We start from the raw sequence: 17459 nt of genomic DNA, 5'->3' as shown, positions 1-17459 counted from the left end.
ACCCGGCCGCGCACCCGCCCCGGCTCGGCCGGAGGCCCGGTCCGCGCCGCCGCGCGCGCCCCGGCGGGACATCGTCGACGAGACCGACGACCGCGGGGGCCACGTGATCTACGTGGACCCGTACGCCTGGGACCGCGACTGATCAGTCGGGGTCAGGAGGGCGCGGGGATGCCGGACGGCCAGGCCACCCCGAGCTTCTTCTCGAACGACTTCATCAGCTGGTCCGAGCACTCCTGCCGGGCCTCCACGGTGCCTGCGCCCTTCCTGCACTCGGTGTAGGCCGACAGTTCCGAGGAGAAGTACAGCTGGAAGACGGTGGTGATCGCGCCGAGCATGAACGCCACCGCCGAGATCACCACGGCGCCGGTCGCCATGCCGATCCGCTGGCGCCGCTGCTGCAGGGACCGCAGGTCCCGGACGCCGACGATGATCGCGAAGATGGACAGCGCCAGCCCCGCCGCTGGGAGCACCAGCGTGAAGACCAGCGCCATGATGGCGATGGTGAGGGCCCTGCGGCCTCCGGTCTCAGGGGCCGTCATCTGAAGGGGTGTGGTCACGGTCTCCTCGCCTCGCGTTTCCTCAGCCCGGGCCGTCGTGGGGCACGGGGGGCGGCGCCGGATACCCTTTACCTGCGTCGAGGGGAACCTCTGCGCCGACCACCTTACGGAACCATCTCCCGGTAATCACCTGCAAAACGAAGCTCGCTCACGAAGGAGTTCCGCCCTGTCCTTCCGGCTCGTTGTCCTCGTCTCGGGTTCGGGGACCAACCTACAAGCCCTACTGGACGCCTCCGCCTCCGACGCCTACGGCGCGAGGGTCGTCGCCGTGGGCGCCGACCGCGACGGCGTGGAGGGCCTCGCCCGTGCCGAGCGTGCCGGGGTGCCCACGTTCGTGGAGCGCCTCAGGGACTATTCCGGCCGGGACGAGTGGGACGAGAGCCTGGCCGCCAGGATCGCCGAGCACAAGCCTGACCTGGTGGTCTCGGCCGGGTTCATGAAGATCCTCGGACCCCTGGTGCTCGCCTCGGCGCCCGTCGTCAACACGCATCCCGCCCTGCTGCCCGCGTTCCCCGGCGCCCATGCCGTGCGAGACGCGCTCGCGTACGGGGTCCGCGTCACCGGCTGCACCGTCCACCTGGTCGACGCCGGGGTGGACACGGGCCCGGTGATCGCGCAGGAGGCCGTCGCCGTACGGGACGGGGACGACGAGGAGACCCTGCACGAGCGGATCAAGCAGGTGGAGCGCGGGCTGCTCGTCGATGTCGTCGGCCGGATGGCCCGTGAGGGCTGGACCGTGACCGGACGGACCGTTCGCCTCGGATCCCGGGGACCGGTCCCAGTGAAGCCAGAGACGGAAGGAAGGACCACGACGTGACCCGCATCGCCATCCGGCGCGCGCTGATCGCGGTATACGACAAGACCGGGCTGGAGGACCTGGCCCGTGGGCTCGAGGCCGCGGGCGTGGAGATCGTCTCGACGGGCGGCACGGCCGCCGCGATCGCCTCGTTCGGCGTGCCGGTCACCAAGGTCGAGTCGCTCACCGGCTTCCCCGAGTGCCTGGACGGCCGTGTGAAGACCCTGCACCCGCGGGTCCACGCCGGGCTGCTGGCCGACGGGGAGAACCCCTCCCACGTCAAGCAGTTGGAGGAGCTGGAGATCGAGCCGTTCCAGCTCGCGGTGGTGAACCTGTACCCGTTCGCCGCCACGGTCGCCTCCGGCGCCACCGACGCCGAGTGCGTCGAGCAGATCGACATCGGCGGGCCGGCCATGATCCGCGCCGCGGCCAAGAACCACAGCACGGTGGCGGTCGTCGTCGACCCTGGGGCGTACGGGGAGGTGCTCGCCGCCGTCGGCGAGGGCGGCTTCACACTGACCGACCGGAGGCGGCTGGCGGCCGTCGCCTACGCCCACACCGCGTCCTACGACGTCGCCGTGGCGTCCTGGTTCGCCAACGTGTACGCCCCCGAGGGGGACTGGCCGTCGTTCATGGGCGCGACCTGGGGGCTGAAGACGCCCCTGCGGTACGGCGAGAACCCCCACCAGCGGGCGGCCCTCTACGGCGGGCAGGGCGACGGCCTCGCCACCGCCGAGCAGCTGCACGGCAAGGAGATGTCCTACAACAACTACGTGGACGCCGACGCCGCGTGGCGGGCGGCCTGGGACTTCGACCAGCCGTGCGTGGCGATCATCAAGCACGCCAACCCCTGCGGCATCGCGGTCGGCGCCGACGTCACCGAGGCCCACCGCAAGGCGCACGAGTGCGACCCGGTGTCCGCGTACGGCGGGGTGATCGCGGTCAACCGCGAGGTCACCCGGGAGCTGGCCGAGCAGATCGCGCCGATCTTCACCGAGGTCGTCGTGGCGCCGTCGTTCGCGCAGGACGCCCTGGCCGTCCTGCGGGAGAAGAAGAACATCCGGCTGCTCGCCTGCCCGCAGGGCCCGGCCAACGCGGCCGAGTTCCGCCGGATCGACGGCGGGCTGCTCGTCCAGACGGTCGACCGTGCGGACGCCCCCGGGGACGACCCGTCCACCTGGGAGCTGAAGACGGGCGAGCCGGCCTCGCCGGAGGTGCTGGCCGACCTGGCGTTCGCGTGGCGGGCCTGCCGCTCGGTCAAGTCGAACGCCATCCTGCTGGCCTCCGGCGGCGCGACCGTGGGCGTGGGCATGGGTCAGGTCAACCGGGTCGACTCGGCCCGCCTCGCGGTCTCCAGGGCGGGCGAGCGGGCCGCCGGTTCGGCCGGCGCCTCGGACGCCTACTTCCCGTTCCCCGACGGGCTGCAGGTCCTCGCCGAGGCCGGGGTGAAGGCGATCGTCGAGCCGGGCGGCTCGATCCGGGACGACCAGGTCGTGGAGGCCGCCAAGGAGGCGGGCATCACGCTCTACTTCACCGGCACCCGGCACTTCTTCCACTAGGGACTGTACGGGGTCCGGATCTTCACGCCAGGAGGCTTCGGATCCACCCGATGGCTGTCGCGTTCCTTGTACAGCTGTGGATCGTGGCTGATCGGGCGGCCGCCGCAGGGCCTGCGTTCCTTGCGGTCGGCCGCCTGAAGGCAGTTCGAAGCCCGGGAACTGCCCGGAAACCCAACGCGCAACGAAAGGTTGCGTTTGCGAGGTGGGGCGGATAAGCTGACGTGCAACCATTAGTTGCACTTATGTCAGGAAAGTCGCATGGAGTACGGAAGCATCCAGCGGGAGCTTCGCATCGACGCCACCCCCGACGTGGTCTACGAGGTGATCAGCTCTCCCGAGCACCTACGCGAGTGGTGGCCCGACGACGCCGAGCTCGACCCGGTCCCCGGCGCCACCGGCGCAGTCACCTTCGGCGACCCGGCCTCGCCGGACGCGAAGGTCGAGACACTCACCATTGTGGAGGCCGACCCGCCCCGCCGGTTCGCCTTCCGCTGGATATACGACGACGGCGAGCCGGCGGCGCCGGGCAACTCCCTCCTCGTCACCTTCGACCTCGTTCCGTCCGGTGACGGGACGCTGCTGCGCTTTGAGGAGACCGGCTTCCGCGAGCGCGGGTGGGAGGGCGCCGTGTTGGAGGAGGCGTATCTCGACCACGTCCGCGGCTGGGACATCTTCCTCCCGCGCCTCGTCACTTACGCCGGCAAGGTGGTCGCGCAGCCGTGAGCACCGCGATCGATGACGACCTCTGGTCCGCGGTCGGCGACCCGACCCGCCGACGGATGCTCGACCTGCTCCTCGCCCACGGAGGCGCTACGGCGACCACGCTCAGCGAGCGGCTGCCCGTCACCCGGCAGGCGGTCGCCAAGCACCTGGGTGTGCTGGACCGCGTCGGCCTGGTGCACATGAGGCCGGCGGGGCGCGAGCGTCGCTACGAGGTGGACGAGGCCCAGCTCGCCCGTGCAATCGCCCAGTTGTCCGCTGTCGGCGCGACCTGGGATGCCCGGCTGCAGCGGATCAAGCGGATCGCCGAGCGGATCCAGAGCAAGCCGGACTGACCTGTACCCGCACGCTCACAACGCGCCGTCACGGACGTGGCGGCGCCGAACGACCACGCCCTGAAACGGGCGCGCCCCCCGGAAACACGAAGACCCTGCAGCGGGTGTGCGCCGGCTTGTCACGACCGGCGAAACGGCCCGTGCCGAGCCATGTCCGGGTCGGCACCTGGCACTGGATCCCGCTACCACTCAATCAATGACAGCAGAGGCAAGGTCCCGATCATCATGACGACACGACCGCCGGGCGACCCCGGACTGACCACAGCACGCTCCTCGAGCACGGCGCGGACCGACCGCGGTTACTCAACGTCGTACACAGTCGAACAGTCACCGGAGGAGGTCTTCGCCGCCATTCTGGACGTCCGCGCCTGGTGGACGGGTCAGGTCGAGGGGCGCACCGACGAGGTGGGCGCCGAGTTCTCCTACCGGCACCCCCCGCAGCACTACAGCCTCCAGCGCGTGGTCGAGCTCGAACCGGGCCGCCGGGTGGTCTGGCGGGTGACCGACAGCCATCTGTCCTTCATCTCCGAGCCAGGTGAGTGGACCGGAAGCGAGATCGTGTTCGACATCGTCTCCGCGGCCGGCGGCACCGAACTGCGGTTCACCCACGTCGGCCTGGTGCCGGACGTCGAGTGTTTCGACGCCTGCTCCATGGCCTGGGTGCACTACGTCAACGGCAGCCTGCGCAGCCTGATCACCACGGGAGCGGGCCTGCCCGACCCGTGGTGAACGGCGGCCGGGGCGGGCGCCCCACCGAAGGGACCACTTTCCGGCGCCGGCGGTGTCCATCTATCCGAGAACCTCAGGAGAGAAGGAGCCGACATGCGAGGGATGCCGCCGGCCGGGGAAACCGATGTCTCGGCCCGTGCCCAGCGCTCGGCCGAGGATCTGCTGGCGCTGGCACGGAGCGGGGATGGTGAGGCGTTCCGCGGGCTCGTTGAGCCGTACCGACGTGAGCTCCAGGTGCACTGCTACCGCATCCTCGGCTCGGTGCAGGACGCCGAGGACCTGCTGCAGGAGACGTTGCTGGCGGCATGGCGCGGGATCGGCGGCTACGAGGAACGCGCGTCGGTACGGACGTGGCTTTACCGAATCGCCACGAACCGCTGCCTCAACGCACTGCGGGCCGGCGCCCGTCGTCCGCCCGGATACGCGGCCTACCGACCGGAGGTCCCGTTGCCTGAGCCGTCGCACCGCCGAGCGGAACCGAGCTGGCTGGAGCCGTACCCCGATGTGCTGCTCGACGAGATCACCGACCACACGCCTGGACCGGAGGCGCGATACGAGGTCAGGGAGTCGGTGTCACTGGCGTTCCTGGCAGCGCTGCAGCAATTGCCACCGAGGCAACGGGTCGTATTGGTGCTGCGAGACGTACTGGGATTCAGGGCCGCCGAGGTGGCGACCATTCTCGACACGACCGGAAACGCGGTGACCAGCGCGCTGAAACGAGCACGGGGTGCGCTGGCGCATGAGCTACCGGATCGCGACTGGGAGAACGCTCCGCTGCCCCACTCGCCACAGGAACGCAGGATCGTGGCTGGTTTCAGCCGCGCATTCGAGGCCGGAGACGTCGATGCGATCGTGGCCATGCTGACGAACGACGCGTGGCTGACCATGCCGCCACTGCCGCTGGAATACCAGGGCCGGGACGCCATCCGGCACTTCCTGGCCACAGTCGCACTGGGCAACGGATACCGGCACATGCTGATCCCGACGCGGGCGAACGGCCAACCGGCTTTCGGCGTCTACCTACGTGATCCGCGGACGCCGGTCCTGCACGCGCACGGAGTGCTCGTACTGACCCTGACCGGAAACCGGATCACCGCGCTGACGCGATTCCATGACAACTCCCTTCTGACGATATTCGGACTTCCACGATCGCTACGCGTCTGAGTGGTTGCGTATGCACTGGAATTCCTGTGACGTGGAGGATACCGATGGCCGCTGACATGGCGGGTTTGAAGGCTCGCGCCGAAAGGCTCCGCGAGCTGCACAGCGAAGAGATGCTCGTGCTGCCGAACGCGTGGGACGCGGCCAGTGCGACGATCGTGGCCGAAGCGGGGTTTCCCGCGGTCGCCACGGCCAGCGCCGCCATCTCGGCGATGCTCGGTTATCCCGACGGTGAGGGAGCGCCGTGGCAGGAGATGTTCGCCGCGGCCGGGCGCGTCGCCCGGGTGGTGTCGGTCCCGGTCACGGTGGACGCCGAGGCGGGATACGGCATGCGGCCACGTGAATTCGTGGACCGGTTGCTGGACATCGGCGCGGTCGGTTGCAACGTGGAGGACACCGACCACCGGGCGGGCGGCCTGGTCGAGGCAGGTGCGCACGCCCGATGGCTCGCGGGCGTCCGCTCCGCCGCCGACGATGCCGGGGTCCCGATCGTCATCAACGCCCGCGTCGATGCGTTCCTGCCCGCCAGCGGCATACCTGAGCCGGATCGGATCGCGGAAGCGATACGACGGGGCCGGCTCTACCGGGACGCCGGCGCCGACTGCATCTACCCGATCGGCGTGCGCCGGAAGCGCGACCTCGCCACTCTCGTGGCCGAACTACCCGGCCCGGTCAACGGCAACACGGGTGAACAGCTGGACCTGGCCACGCTCAGGGAAATGGGCGTGGCACGAGTGTCCTACGGACCCCGCTTCTACCGCGCCGCCCTGGCCGACCTGAAAACCGCCGTCCAGGCGCTGCTGGCCTGACCTACGACGACGCCATCACAACTGACGGAGCAGAAGGAGAAAGAAGATCATGACTCTTCCCCGGGTCGCGTCACGCGACGAATGGCTGGCAGCCCGGCTTGAGCTGCTCGAACGGGAGAAGGAGGCCATGCGGGCGCAGGACGCGGTCACCGCACAGCGCCGAGAACTGCCGATGGTCAGGATGGACAAGGAGTACATCTTCGAAGGCCCTGCCGGTAAGGCCAGCCTGATCGACCTGTTCGAGGGCCGCCGCCAACTCATCGTCTATCACTTCATGTGGAACAATTCGGCAGCCAGGGCCCGTGGAGACCAGAGCGTGGATGAGGGCTGCCCGAGCTGTTCGTTCACCATCGACAGTGTGGGCCGCCTGGATCACCTGCACGCCAGCGACACCACATTCGTGCTCGTTTCCCGCGCGCCACTGGCCAAGATCGAAAGTTTTCGGGCGCGGATGGGCTGGACGATCCCGTGGTACTCCTCGGCCGGAAGCGACTTCAACTACGACTTCCACGTCACCAACGACGAGTCGGTCGCGCCCGTCGAGTTCAACTACAAGGACAAGGCGACCTTGGAGCGCAGCAAGAAAACCGCGTTCGTGGTGAACGGTGACGGACAGGCCATAAGCGTCTTCGTTCGCGACGAGGACTCCGTCTTCCACACCTACACGACGTACGGGCGGGGTACCGAGTTCATGATGAGCACCTACCAGTTTCTCGACCTGACCCCGATGCGCCGCCCGCGCTACGTCAACCAGTGGCCGTACCACGACATGTACGGCAGCGAAGCGGGCCATTCCCACCACTGCTGACTGGGCACTTCCGGCGGCGCGCCGCCCCCGTACGGCCGTCGCCGTGCGGGGGCGTGGCATGTCCGCGGGGCCACATCTCTCTCACCACTTGCGGAACGGCCGCCCCTCATCGCCGTCCGCGTGCGGCGGCTTCTCCCTGGTCACGGAGGCGTCGCCGCGTCCGCGCGGCCACGTTCGCACGGTCGCGTCCCCGCGGCGGGGCCGTACGGGATGGAGGGCGCATTCTGGGCGAAACGGCCCGAGCACCGAGAACCGGCCGTTAGCCTGAGGCGAACCCACCCCCACTACCCGCTCGGAGCACTTTCATGCCCCTGCTCGACATGTTCGTGAACTCCTACGCGCTGCTGGACGAGCTGCGGAGCAGCCCCATCCTGCTGCTCCCGGTCGCCGTCCTGTCCGCCTACTTCGGCTGGCGCGTCGTCGAGTTCATCCCGTTCACGCGGCGCATCATCGAGCGCCGTGAGAGCGGAAACTAGGGGCTGACAGGGGCTTTCGGGGAGCATGGCAGGATTGGGAGCCATGAGCGCGCAGATTCTCGACGGCAAGGCGACCGCGGCGAAGATCAAGGCAGAGCTGGCGGAGCGCGTCAAGGCGCTGTCCGCCAGGGGGATCACCCCCGGTCTGGGCACGGTCCTGGTCGGCGACGACCCGGGCAGCCAGATCTACGTCGCCGGCAAGCACCGGGACTGCGCCGAGGTGGGCATCGCCTCGATCCGCAAGGATCTCCCGGGCGACGCGACGCAGGCCGACGTCGAGGCCGCGGTCGACGAGCTCAACGCCGACCCCGCGTGCACCGGCTACCTGATCCAGCTTCCGCTGCCCGGCCACCTCGACACCCAGGCGCTCATCGAGCGGGTCGACCCGGGCAAGGACGCCGACGGGCTGCACCCGGTCAACCTCGGCAGGCTCGTGCACATGGTCGACGCCCCGCTGCCCTGCACGCCGCGCGGCATCGTGGTCCTCCTGCAGGAGTACGGCGTGCCGATCAAGGGCGCCGAGGTCGTCGTGATCGGGCGGGGCATCACGGTGGGCCGCCCGCTGGGCCTGCTGCTCACCCGCCGCTCCGAGAACGCCACGGTGACGCTGTGCCACACCGGGACGCAGGATCTCGCGTCCCACGTCCGCCGGGCCGACATCGTGGTCGCCGCGGCGGGCGTGCCCAACCTGGTGACGGCCGACATGGTCAAGCCCGGCGCCGCCGTGCTCGACGTGGGGGTCTCCCGGGTGGACGGCAAGCTGGCCGGGGACGTCGCCCTCGACGTCCGCGAGGTGGCGGGGTTCGTGGCCCCCAACCCGGGCGGGGTCGGGCCGATGACGCGGGCGATGCTGCTGGCCAACGTCGTCGAGGCCGCCGAGCGCCGCTGACCCGCCCGGCTCCTACTTCTTGTGCCGCCTGCGGGCCGTATGACGGCCGGCATGGGCGGTACGGCGGGCGCGCGCCGCGGCGATGGTCCGGTGCGGGTGCGTGCCTGCCGTCGGGCGCGGGTGCGGGGTGGCCGTGGGCTTCGCAGGCGCGGCGGCGATGGTCGCCTGCGGGTGCGCGCCGGCCGTCGCGCTGGGACGCACGGCGGCGGCGGCCGGATTCGGCGCCGTGACCTGGGGCGGGGCGTGCAACTGCTGGGCGAGCCACGGCAGCGCCTGCGGAAGCTCCCGCTCCCAGGTGGCGAAGTTGTGCCCCCCGCTCGGCAGGATCAGCGACGCCGCCTGCATGGGCGGCTTCACGGCGGCCAGGAACTTCTCGGTGCTCGCGTAGTCGGCCTCGCCGTGCCTGCTGGTGGTCACCAGGACGGAGATCGGCGGGCTGGGCAGGTGGGCCAGCCGCCACATGAGGTCGTTCTCGTTCTGCAGGTCCGTCCTGCCGCCGAACAGGTCGCCGGTCGTCATGTCGACGAGGGCGTGGAAGTACCCGGACAGCGACACGGCTGCCGAGAACGCCTCGGGGTGGCGCATGCTCAGCTTCAGCGCGCAGTACCCGCCGGTCGAGCCGCCGAGCACGCCCCAGTTCGCCGCCTCCGTGCCGACCCGGTACCCGGCCTCCATCGCCTGCCGCAGGTCACCGGTGAAGAACGTCTCCACCTGCGGCCCTCCCGGCACGTCCTGGCACTCGGTGTCGCGCGGCGGCACCACGGTGGGACGCATCAGCACCATGATCGTCGGCGGGATCTGGTGGGCGAGGATCGATTTGGCCGCGATGGACGGCAGGTCGAGCCGGGTGATCAGGTTGAGCGCGTCCCCCGGGTACCCGGTCAGCGCGAGGATCACCGGGAACCGCCGGGTGGCGTACTTCTTGTCGAAGTACTGCGGCGGCAGGTACACGTAGGCGGGTGAGCTGATCCCCGTCCGGGCGCCCTTGATCACGACCTGCTCGATCCGGCCGCCCTTCGTGCCCGGCCTCGGCTTGTCGACGAAGACCGGCTTGCTGCCGAGCACGCGGATCGGGGACGACGGGCCGGCCGCCACGATCGCGCCGCCCATCGTGATCGGCGGGGCGGCGGTGTCGTCCGTGCCGAACAGGTCGCCCCACGAGCCGTAGAACCCGAAGTACGCGTTGATCACGACGCCGATCGCGGTCAGCAGAAGAACCTGATCCAGCAACAGGACGCCGATTCGCGCGGCGATCGCGCCGACGGTCGGACGACTCAATCGCGGCCACAACCACACGGTCACGGCAAAGGCCGCTATGGCGATTACGGCGAAAAGCACCTGAACTTTTGTCGCTGTGAGGTCCACTCCTGGCTCTCCCTGCCGTCCCCCAGACCGCCGGCTCATGCAAAGGTACTCTCCGCAGGTAAGGGCAGGGTTAAGCTTCTCGAAGGGCCCTCCCCGGCGCCATTTTCACCATTTAGTGTGTCGTTCCGTGAGCCGTCAGACACGCATTCCGCGGGGCGCCGTCTCCCGGCCGTGGGTACCCGCGGCGGCGGGAACCGCGGCGCTGCTGATCGGTATTCTCGACATTGTCAAAGCCGTGGTCCCGCATTTCCGGGAGAGCCGGATCAGCGAGATCGCGAGCGTCCTGCCCGGCAGCGTCACCACGCTGGCGGAGTCCGCCACGCTGCTGGTCGGCATCCTGCTCATCATGCTGGCCCACGCCCTCCGCAGGAGGAAGGTGCGGGCGTGGCGCGCCGTGGTCGTGCTGCTGCCCGTGGGCGCCGCGGTCGAGGCGCTCCACCGGCACCCCATCGCCGCGGCCGTCAGCCTGGGGCTGTTCGCGGTCCTCGTGGCCAACCGGCGGGAGTTCTACGCGCTGTCCGACCCACGGTCGCGCTGGCGCGCCCTGGGGATGTTCCTCACCCTCGGCGCCTTCGACCTGCTGATCGGATGGACGCTGGTGGCCGCGCGCGCCCGTACGGAGATCGGCAGCCCCAGCTTGAGCGACCAGCTGCAGCACGTCGTCCTCGGGCTGTTCGGCCTCGAAGGGCCGGTCACCTTCACCTCCGAGCGCTCCGGCGACCTCGTGTACTTCTCGCTGGCGGGGCTCGGCGCGCTCACCGCCGTCACGACGATCTACCTCGTGCTGCGCCCCGAGCGGCCGGCCGCCGCTCTCACGCCCGACGACGAGGAGCGGCTGCGTGCCCTCATCGGCCGGTACGGCCGCCAGGACTCCCTCGGCTACTTCGCCCTGCGCCGCGACAAGAGCGTGATCTTCTCCCCGTCGGGGAAGGCCGCCATCGGCTACCGCGTGGTCGCCGGGGTGATGCTGGCCAGCGGCGACCCGGTCGGCGACGTTGAGGCGTGGCCGGGGGCCATCCGCCGGTTCCTGGACGAGGCGGGGCGGCACGCCTGGGTGCCCGCCGTCATCGGGTGCAGCGAGACCGGCGGCGAGGTCTGGACCCGCGAGGGCGGCCTCGACGCCCTGGAGCTCGGCGACGAGGCCATCGTCGAGGTGGCCGACTTCACGCTGGAAGGCCGGGCCATGCGCAACGTCCGGCAGATGGTCAACCGGGTCGAGCGGCTCGGCTACACCTGCCGCGTACGGCGGGTGGGCGACCTCACCGCGGCCGAGACGGAGCGCATCCGCGGCGCCGCCGACTTCTGGCGGGGGACGGAGACCGAGCGCGGCTTCTCGATGGCGCTGGGCCGGTTCGGCGATCCTGCGGACGGCGACTGCCTGGTGGCCACCGCGCACAAGGAGTGCGAGGAGGGCTCCGCGCCGGGCGGCGACATCCGCGCGATCCTGCACTTCGTGCCCTGGGGGCCGGACGGGATCTCGCTCGACCTCATGCGCCGGGACCGGCAGGCCGACCCGGGCCTCAACGAGCTCCTGATCGTCAAGGCGCTCCAGGCGGCGCCCCGGTTCGGGGTGCGGCGGGTCTCGCTCAACTTCGCCATGTTCCGCTCCACGCTGGCAAGGGGCGAGCGGCTGGGGGCGGGGCCGGTGCTGCGCGCCTGGCGCGGCGTCCTCGTGTTCCTGTCGCGGTGGTTCCAGATCGAGTCGCTGTACAAGTTCAACGCCAAGTTCCGGCCGTACTGGGAGCCGCGGTTCCTCGTGTACCCGACCGCCAGGGACCTGCCGCGCATCGGCGTCTCGGCGCTCCAGGCGGAGGCGTTCCTCACGCTGGGGCTGCCGCACCCGGGCTTCCTGCGCCGCGGCGGCGCGCTGCTGCGCCGGCGCCGGCCGGCGGCGGAGGTGCGCGGCCCGGCCGGCGGAGCCGTACCCGAGCCCCAGGCTGATCCGGCCGTCGGCCGCGAGACCGGACAGGTGGCGCCGGGCGGCGGCGCGGGACAGGCCGAGCCGGGCGGTGTGACCGGACCGTCCCTTCCGGACGGCGGCGTCGAGCCGGTCCCCCTCGTGAAGCGTCCGCACGGCGCAGTCGATCTCCGCCGGGCTCGGCGGCGAGCCGCCGCGAAGGCGGCGGTGGAGGCGCGCGTGGGTCCACCACCGCCGGGCGAGCTCGACGGCCTCCAGGGCGGTGTGGGCGACGCCGGCGACCGCGAAGCCGCCGACCCGGCCGGCACATCGGGTACAGAGGCTCGCGACGCGGAGGGCGTCGCCGACGGCGAGCAGCCGGATCACGGCGCGCCTCCGGCGGCCGCGCCGGACAGGTGAGCGGCGGGCTCGGCCGCGCGGGAGATCCGGGCCACGAGGACCGCGCCGCGGCCGGCCCCGGGCACCGGGTCGGCACGCGCTCACCGCCGCCGTGACGTGAGCGCAGGGACGCGCAGCGACGTGAGCGCAGGGGCGCGCGCTCACCGCCGTCCTGACGCGGGCGTCAGGACGCGCGGCGCCCCACGGGCGTGCGGGGCTGGGCCTGCGGCTGCTCGGGCTCGGCCGGCCCTGTCGCCCGCTGCGGGGGCACCACCGGGGTCGGACGCACGAGGCCGAGGGCGACGACCTCGTTGGCGAGCCGGGTGCGGCGGTTGGTCCCCTCGGGGATCCGGAACTTCTGGTACAGCCGGAGCAGGTGCTGCTTGACCGCCGCCTCGGTGACGACGAGGTCGTCGGCGATCTCCCGGGCCGTCGCCGGGGCCACGAAGGCCTCGTCGGACAGGGCGGGCCGGCACAGCGAGGTCAGCACGTCGACCTCGCGGCGGGTGAGTTCGGGCGCGGCGGCCCTGCGCAGCTCGACCTCGGGGGTGAAGTCCTCGCGGGGGATCCCGCCCACCCTCGCCCGGGCGGCTCCGAAGGAGACGACGTCGCCGTCGTCCAGCACCCTCCTCGCGATCGGCCTGCCGTTCACGCGGGTGCCGTTGCGGGACAGGCCCAGGTCCACGACGTACAGGTAGGGCCCTCGACGGACGAATTCGGCGTGCAGCCGTGACACGCTCGGATCCGTCAGCCGGATGTCCACGCCTCGGCCACGACCGATCGTGGTGACATCGGGGCGCAGCGGCACGACCTCGCCGCTGTCCTCGATCCGAATGAACGGCCCCTCCACGGCAGTTCCTCCCCAGGTAGCCCGCCGTTACTTTCGCTACACGTCCGGCTTACCCACACGTGGCGATGGGGAATCGCCTTTGCCATAAGCAGAATCCTTCCTGAAATTGGTCTGGACCTTTGCGGAGCGCTTTACCTGCTCACGGGTAGACTTCGGGCGTAGATAAGCGGAGGAAACACTTATGGCGGACAAGCCCACCAAAGGCCTCGCCGATGTCGTCGCCGCGTCCACAGCGCTGAGCGACATCGACGGCAAGGCCGGTCGGCTCTTCTATCGTGGCTACGACATCCACGACCTGGCCGGCCGCACCACCTTCGAAGAGACCGCCCACCTGCTCCAGCACGGCACGCTGCCCGATCGCGCGCAGCTGGCCGAGTACGGCGCCGAACTGGTGCGAGGCCGCAGCCTCGGCGCGCTCGTCGAGAGCAACATCCCCGAGATCGCCGAGAAGCAGGAGCCCATGGAGGCCCTGCGCACGCTCGTCTCCCTGGCCGGCGCCGACGACCCGGACAAGGACTCCAACGCCCCGGACGCCAACCGGCGCAAGGCCGCGCGGCTCACGGCGCAGCAGCCCATCCTGGTCGCCCGCTACCACGCGGCACGGACCGGCTCCGCCGTCCCGGACGCCGACCCCGAGCTGAGCATCGCGGCGAACTTCCTGCTGCAGATCACCGGCCGCGCGCCGTCCCGGCGCGAGATCGAGATCTTCGACACCTGCCTGGTGCTCCACGCCGACCACACGATGAACGCCTCGACGTTCGCCGCGCGCGTCTGCGCCGCCACGCTGTCGGACATGCACTCGGCCATCGTCGCCGCGATCGGCACGCTCAAGGGCCCCCTGCACGGGGGCGCGAACGAGCAGGTCATGCGTACGCTGGAAGCGCTGGACCCGAACGGCGTGGCGCAGGCCGTGCGGGACAGGCTGGCGGCCGGCGAGAAGATCATGGGCTTCGGGCACCGGGTCTACAAGACGGAGGACCCGCGCGCGACGCACCTGCGGCGCATGTCGCAGGAGCTCGGCGAGGCCTCCGGCGACGACACCTTCTACCGCATGTCGCGGGAGATGGAGGAGGTCGTGTTCGCGGAGAAGGGCCTGTACCCGAACGTCGACTTCTACGCCGCGACCGTCTACCACTACCTCGGCATCCCGACCGACCTGTTCACCCCGGTGTTCTCGGTCAGCCGGATGTCGGGGTGGACGGCGCACGTCATCGAGCAGCACGCCGACAACCGCCTGATCCGCCCGGACAGCGAGTACATCGGCGAGCGCGACCAGAAGTGGGTGCCCGTCGACGAGCGGTGACCCCGGCGCGGCGGCGCCCGGCGGGAACGGCCGGCGGGACGAGAATGTGAACACGACGGAGAAGACGGCCTGGGGACCGTACCTGCTGGTGGCGGCGGGTGCGGTCGTCGGGCTGTGCGCGATCGCGCTCGGGGCCCCGCCGCCGGCGGGGGCCACGGTCATGGGCTGCGCCCTCGTCGTCGGCGCCCTCGTCAGGCTGAGGGCGGCGGACGCGCGGGCCGGCGCGCTCGCGGTCCGCAGCCGGGGGATGGACGCCCTCGTCCTCGGCGGCCTGGGCGCCCTCCTGGTGCTCGGCTCGCTCCTCCTGCTGTTGCCCCTGCACAACACCTAGTCACGGGCGCGGCCCGCCCGTCCGATAGCCTCAACGGCCAGTGAGCCTCAAAAAGGACTGTCTGGCCAGTTAGTTCAGAAGGGGAACCCCACGCATGCCCAAGATCAAGGTAGCGGGCCCGGTCGTCGAGCTCGACGGCGACGAGATGACCCGGATCATCTGGCAGTTCATCAAGGACCAGCTGATCCTGCCCTACCTCGACGTCGACCTGAAGTACTACGACCTCGGCATCGAGCACCGTGACGCGACGGACGACCAGGTCACCATCGACGCGGCCAACGCGATCAAGCAGTACGGCGTCGGCGTGAAGTGCGCCACCATCACCCCGGACGAGGCGCGCGTCGAGGAGTTCGGCCTCAAGAAGATGTGGAAGTCCCCCAACGGGACCATCCGCAACATCCTCGGCGGTGTGATCTTCCGTGAGCCGATCATCATGTCGAACGTGCCGCGGCTCGTGCCCGGCTGGACCAAGCCGATCGTCGTCGGCCGCCACGCGTTCGGCGACCAGTACCGCGCCACGGACCTCAAGGTGCCGGGCGAGGGCACGCTGACGATGACCTTCACCCCGAAGGACGGCAGCGAGCCGATCGAGCTCAACGTGTTCGACTTCCCGGGCAGCGGCGTCGCGCTCGCGATGTACAACCTCGACGAGTCGATCCGCGACTTCGCCCGCGCCTCCATGCGGTACGGCCTCAGCCGCGGCTACCCGGTCTACCTGTCGACCAAGAACACGATCCTCAAGGCGTACGACGGCCGGTTCAAGGACATCTTCGCCGAGGTCTACGAGACCGAGTTCAAGGCCGACTTCGAGGCCGCCGGGCTCACCTACGAGCACCGCCTGATCGACGACATGGTCGCCGCCGCCCTGAAGTGGGAGGGCGGCTACGTCTGGGCCGCGAAGAACTACGACGGCGACGTGCAGTCGGACACCGTCGCCCAGGGCTTCGGCTCGCTCGGCCTCATGACCAGCGTGCTGATGACCCCGGACGGCCAGACGGTCGAGGCCGAGGCCGCCCACGGCACGGTGACCCGGCACTACCGCCAGCACCAGCAGGGCAAGCCCACCTCCACGAACCCGATCGCCTCGATCTTCGCGTGGACCCGTGGCCTGCAGCACCGCGGCAAGCTCGACAACCAGCCCGAGGTCGTCGACTTCGCGCAGAAGCTGGAGCAGGTCTGCATCGAGACGGTCGAGGGCGGTCAGATGACCAAGGACCTCGCGCTCCTGGTCGGCGGCGACGCCGAGTGGCTGACCACGCAGGACTTCCTCGCGGCCCTCGACGAGAACCTCAAGAAGAAGATGGCGGTCTGAGCGCCGGACCAGTGCCATCACGACGGTCGGACGACCGCCGGAACCGAAGGGGCCGCCTCCGCGCGGCCCCTTTTCGTGTGCCCGTTTCACTCCGGGACGTCACGGCGTGGTCTCGGCTGACCGGAACGGCACGGGTGGGGTCGTAAAGTTCTGCTGGCCGGTACTTTGCCGAATCGTGGGGAACGCTGGATGCCGCAGATCTCGCCGCTCCGGCCGGGGGATCCACCCCGGCTCGGCCCCTTCACGCTGTCCGGCCGCATCGGCGAGGGCGGCCAGGGCGTGGTCTACCTGGGACAGGACGAGGAGGGCCGGCCGGCCGCGGTCAAGCTGCTGCACGTGAAGTTCAGCGGGGACGCCATCGCGAGGTCCCGCTTCGCCAGGGAGCTGCGGGCGGCCCAGCGGGTGGCGAGCTTCTGCACGGCCCGGGTCGTCGCCGCCGACCTGGAGGGCGACACGCCGTACATCGCGAGCGAGTACATCGAGGGGCAGTCGCTGCGGGAGCGGGTCGACGGCTCGGGCCCCCTGGCCGGCGCGGCGCTGGAGCGCCTGGCCGTCGGCACGGCCACCGCGCTCACCGCTATCCACCAGGCCGGGATCGTCCACCGGGACTTCAAGCCCGACAACGTGCTGATCGCCCCCGACGGCCCCCGGGTCGTGGACTTCGGCATCGCCCGCATCATCGACTCGACGGCCACGATCACGAGCCGGGCCATCGGCACCCCGGCGTACATGGCGCCGGAGCAGATCTCCGGCGGGACGGTCGGGCCGCCCGCCGACGTGTTCGCGTGGGCCTCGACCATCGCGTACGCCGCGACCGGTCAGGCCGTCTTCGGTGGCGAGTCGATCGCGGCCGTGCTGAACCGGATCCTCAACCATGAGATCGACGTCGCGGCGCTGCCGGAGCCGCTCAGGGGCGTCGTGCGGGCGTGCCTCAGCAAGGCGCCGGAGGCGCGGCCGACGGCCGACCGGATCCTGCTGCGGCTGCTCGGCCGTCCCGGCTCGGGGGACGCCTCGACCGTGGTGCTCTCCGAGGGCGCCGCCCACGCCGCCGCCCCGACCGGCCCGGCGGACCCGCCGGCCGGACCCCCGGCGGGCCCCGCGTCCGATTCCCGCCACTCCACGGTCTCGCCCGGCCATGGGGACCCGCCGGGGAACCCCCCGCC

Annotated in this window: 18 protein-coding genes; 15 read left to right on the top strand and 3 right to left on the bottom strand. The window is 70.9% G+C overall.

Going from position 1 to position 17459, the window contains the following annotated elements; all coding sequences use genetic code 11:
• Positions 1 to 152 precede the first annotated feature (152 nt).
• Complete coding sequence (locus MPTA5024_RS24480) at positions 153 to 557, bottom strand: hypothetical protein (RefSeq protein ID WP_063794759.1); 405 nt, start codon at positions 555 to 557, stop codon at positions 153 to 155.
• 166 nt (positions 558 to 723) lie between these two features.
• Between MPTA5024_RS24480 and purN the strand changes: the two genes are divergently transcribed.
• The 10 genes from purN (at position 724) to MPTA5024_RS24435 (ending at position 8839) form a co-directional block, all read left to right on the top strand.
• Positions 724 to 1374, top strand: a complete 651-nt coding sequence (gene purN, locus MPTA5024_RS24475) for a phosphoribosylglycinamide formyltransferase (RefSeq protein ID WP_051458676.1) — start codon at positions 724 to 726, stop codon at positions 1372 to 1374.
• Positions 1371 to 2912, top strand: a complete 1542-nt coding sequence (purH, locus tag MPTA5024_RS24470; RefSeq protein ID WP_036328348.1) for a bifunctional phosphoribosylaminoimidazolecarboxamide formyltransferase/IMP cyclohydrolase — start codon at positions 1371 to 1373, stop codon at positions 2910 to 2912. The genes purN and purH overlap by 4 nt, the downstream gene beginning before the upstream one ends.
• Positions 2913 to 3170: 258 nt before the next feature.
• Positions 3171 to 3635: an SRPBCC family protein gene (locus tag MPTA5024_RS24465; RefSeq protein ID WP_036328346.1), complete on the top strand. Its 465-nt coding sequence runs from the start codon at positions 3171 to 3173 to the stop codon at positions 3633 to 3635.
• Positions 3632 to 3967 (top strand): ArsR/SmtB family transcription factor, encoded by a 336-nt coding sequence (locus tag MPTA5024_RS24460; protein ID WP_036328344.1) that lies wholly within the window; start codon positions 3632 to 3634, stop codon positions 3965 to 3967. The genes MPTA5024_RS24465 and MPTA5024_RS24460 overlap by 4 nt, the downstream gene beginning before the upstream one ends.
• Before the next feature lie 225 nt (positions 3968 to 4192).
• Positions 4193 to 4696 carry an SRPBCC family protein gene (locus MPTA5024_RS24455; RefSeq protein ID WP_084369961.1) on the top strand — a complete coding sequence of 168 codons (504 nt, stop codon included), beginning with the start codon at positions 4193 to 4195 and terminating at the stop codon, positions 4694 to 4696.
• A 93-nt stretch (positions 4697 to 4789) separates the two neighbouring features.
• Positions 4790 to 5860 carry a sigma-70 family RNA polymerase sigma factor gene (locus tag MPTA5024_RS24450; RefSeq protein WP_198167351.1) on the top strand — a complete coding sequence of 357 codons (1071 nt, stop codon included), beginning with the start codon at positions 4790 to 4792 and terminating at the stop codon, positions 5858 to 5860.
• 44 nt (positions 5861 to 5904) lie between these two features.
• Positions 5905 to 6666 carry an isocitrate lyase/PEP mutase family protein gene (locus MPTA5024_RS24445; protein ID WP_051458600.1) on the top strand — a complete coding sequence of 254 codons (762 nt, stop codon included), beginning with the start codon at positions 5905 to 5907 and terminating at the stop codon, positions 6664 to 6666.
• 49 nt (positions 6667 to 6715) lie between these two features.
• Positions 6716 to 7474, top strand: a complete 759-nt coding sequence (locus tag MPTA5024_RS24440) for a DUF899 domain-containing protein (protein ID WP_036328338.1) — start codon at positions 6716 to 6718, stop codon at positions 7472 to 7474.
• A 305-nt stretch (positions 7475 to 7779) separates the two neighbouring features.
• Positions 7780 to 7950 carry a hypothetical protein gene (locus tag MPTA5024_RS42550; protein WP_198167350.1) on the top strand — a complete coding sequence of 57 codons (171 nt, stop codon included), beginning with the start codon at positions 7780 to 7782 and terminating at the stop codon, positions 7948 to 7950.
• Positions 7951 to 7993: 43 nt separating this feature from the next.
• Positions 7994 to 8839 (top strand): bifunctional methylenetetrahydrofolate dehydrogenase/methenyltetrahydrofolate cyclohydrolase, encoded by an 846-nt coding sequence (locus MPTA5024_RS24435; RefSeq protein ID WP_036328336.1) that lies wholly within the window; start codon positions 7994 to 7996, stop codon positions 8837 to 8839.
• 12 nt (positions 8840 to 8851) lie between these two features.
• Here the strand turns inward: MPTA5024_RS24435 and MPTA5024_RS24430 are convergent, their stop codons facing one another.
• A complete protein-coding gene (locus MPTA5024_RS24430) occupies positions 8852 to 10117 on the bottom strand; it encodes an alpha/beta hydrolase (RefSeq protein ID WP_063794758.1) in 1266 nt (421 codons plus the stop codon).
• A 214-nt stretch (positions 10118 to 10331) separates the two neighbouring features.
• Between MPTA5024_RS24430 and MPTA5024_RS24425 the strand changes: the two genes are divergently transcribed.
• Positions 10332 to 12521, top strand: coding sequence for a phosphatidylglycerol lysyltransferase domain-containing protein (locus MPTA5024_RS24425; protein WP_198167349.1), 2190 nt, complete (start codon positions 10332 to 10334; stop codon positions 12519 to 12521).
• 163 nt (positions 12522 to 12684) lie between these two features.
• On the opposite strand, the gene MPTA5024_RS24420 is transcribed toward MPTA5024_RS24425, so the two are convergent.
• Entirely contained in the window at positions 12685 to 13350 is a 666-nt protein-coding gene (locus tag MPTA5024_RS24420) for an FHA domain-containing protein (RefSeq protein WP_036328334.1), read from the bottom strand.
• Between the two features lie 181 nt (positions 13351 to 13531).
• On the opposite strand from MPTA5024_RS24420, the gene MPTA5024_RS24415 reads away from it, so the two are divergent.
• The 4 genes from MPTA5024_RS24415 to MPTA5024_RS24400 form a co-directional block, all read left to right on the top strand.
• Positions 13532 to 14653, top strand: a complete 1122-nt coding sequence (locus tag MPTA5024_RS24415) for a citrate/2-methylcitrate synthase (protein WP_036328333.1) — start codon at positions 13532 to 13534, stop codon at positions 14651 to 14653.
• Positions 14654 to 14699: 46 nt separating this feature from the next.
• The gene (locus MPTA5024_RS24410; protein WP_051458599.1) at positions 14700 to 14984 is read left to right on the top strand and encodes a DUF3017 domain-containing protein; all 285 of its coding nucleotides are present in this window, start codon (positions 14700 to 14702) and stop codon (positions 14982 to 14984) included.
• 94 nt (positions 14985 to 15078) lie between these two features.
• The gene (locus tag MPTA5024_RS24405; protein ID WP_036328329.1) at positions 15079 to 16296 is read left to right on the top strand and encodes an NADP-dependent isocitrate dehydrogenase; all 1218 of its coding nucleotides are present in this window, start codon (positions 15079 to 15081) and stop codon (positions 16294 to 16296) included.
• Positions 16297 to 16485: 189 nt separating this feature from the next.
• Positions 16486 to 17459, top strand: a 974-nt coding sequence (locus MPTA5024_RS24400) for a serine/threonine-protein kinase (protein WP_157099731.1), incomplete at its 3' end; no start/stop codon positions are given.

Origin of the sequence: Microbispora sp. ATCC PTA-5024 (assembly GCF_000511135.2) — a bacterium.
Taxonomy (GTDB): domain Bacteria; phylum Actinomycetota; class Actinomycetes; order Streptosporangiales; family Streptosporangiaceae; genus Microbispora; species Microbispora corallina.
This window is presented reverse-complemented; position numbering and strand designations above follow the sequence as displayed.

Coding starts and splice junctions, on each gene's coding strand:
- MPTA5024_RS24465 (WP_036328346.1), top strand. CDS start 3,171: ATGGAGTACGGAAGCATCCAGCGGGAGCTTCGCATCGACGCCACCCCC.
- MPTA5024_RS24455 (WP_084369961.1), top strand. CDS start 4,193: ATGACGACACGACCGCCGGGCGACCCCGGACTGACCACAGCACGCTCC.
- MPTA5024_RS24450 (WP_198167351.1), top strand. CDS start 4,790: ATGCGAGGGATGCCGCCGGCCGGGGAAACCGATGTCTCGGCCCGTGCC.
- MPTA5024_RS24445 (WP_051458600.1), top strand. CDS start 5,905: ATGGCCGCTGACATGGCGGGTTTGAAGGCTCGCGCCGAAAGGCTCCGC.
- MPTA5024_RS24440 (WP_036328338.1), top strand. CDS start 6,716: ATGACTCTTCCCCGGGTCGCGTCACGCGACGAATGGCTGGCAGCCCGG.
- MPTA5024_RS42550 (WP_198167350.1), top strand. CDS start 7,780: ATGCCCCTGCTCGACATGTTCGTGAACTCCTACGCGCTGCTGGACGAG.
- MPTA5024_RS24435 (WP_036328336.1), top strand. CDS start 7,994: ATGAGCGCGCAGATTCTCGACGGCAAGGCGACCGCGGCGAAGATCAAG.
- MPTA5024_RS24415 (WP_036328333.1), top strand. CDS start 13,532: ATGGCGGACAAGCCCACCAAAGGCCTCGCCGATGTCGTCGCCGCGTCC.
- MPTA5024_RS24405 (WP_036328329.1), top strand. CDS start 15,079: ATGCCCAAGATCAAGGTAGCGGGCCCGGTCGTCGAGCTCGACGGCGAC.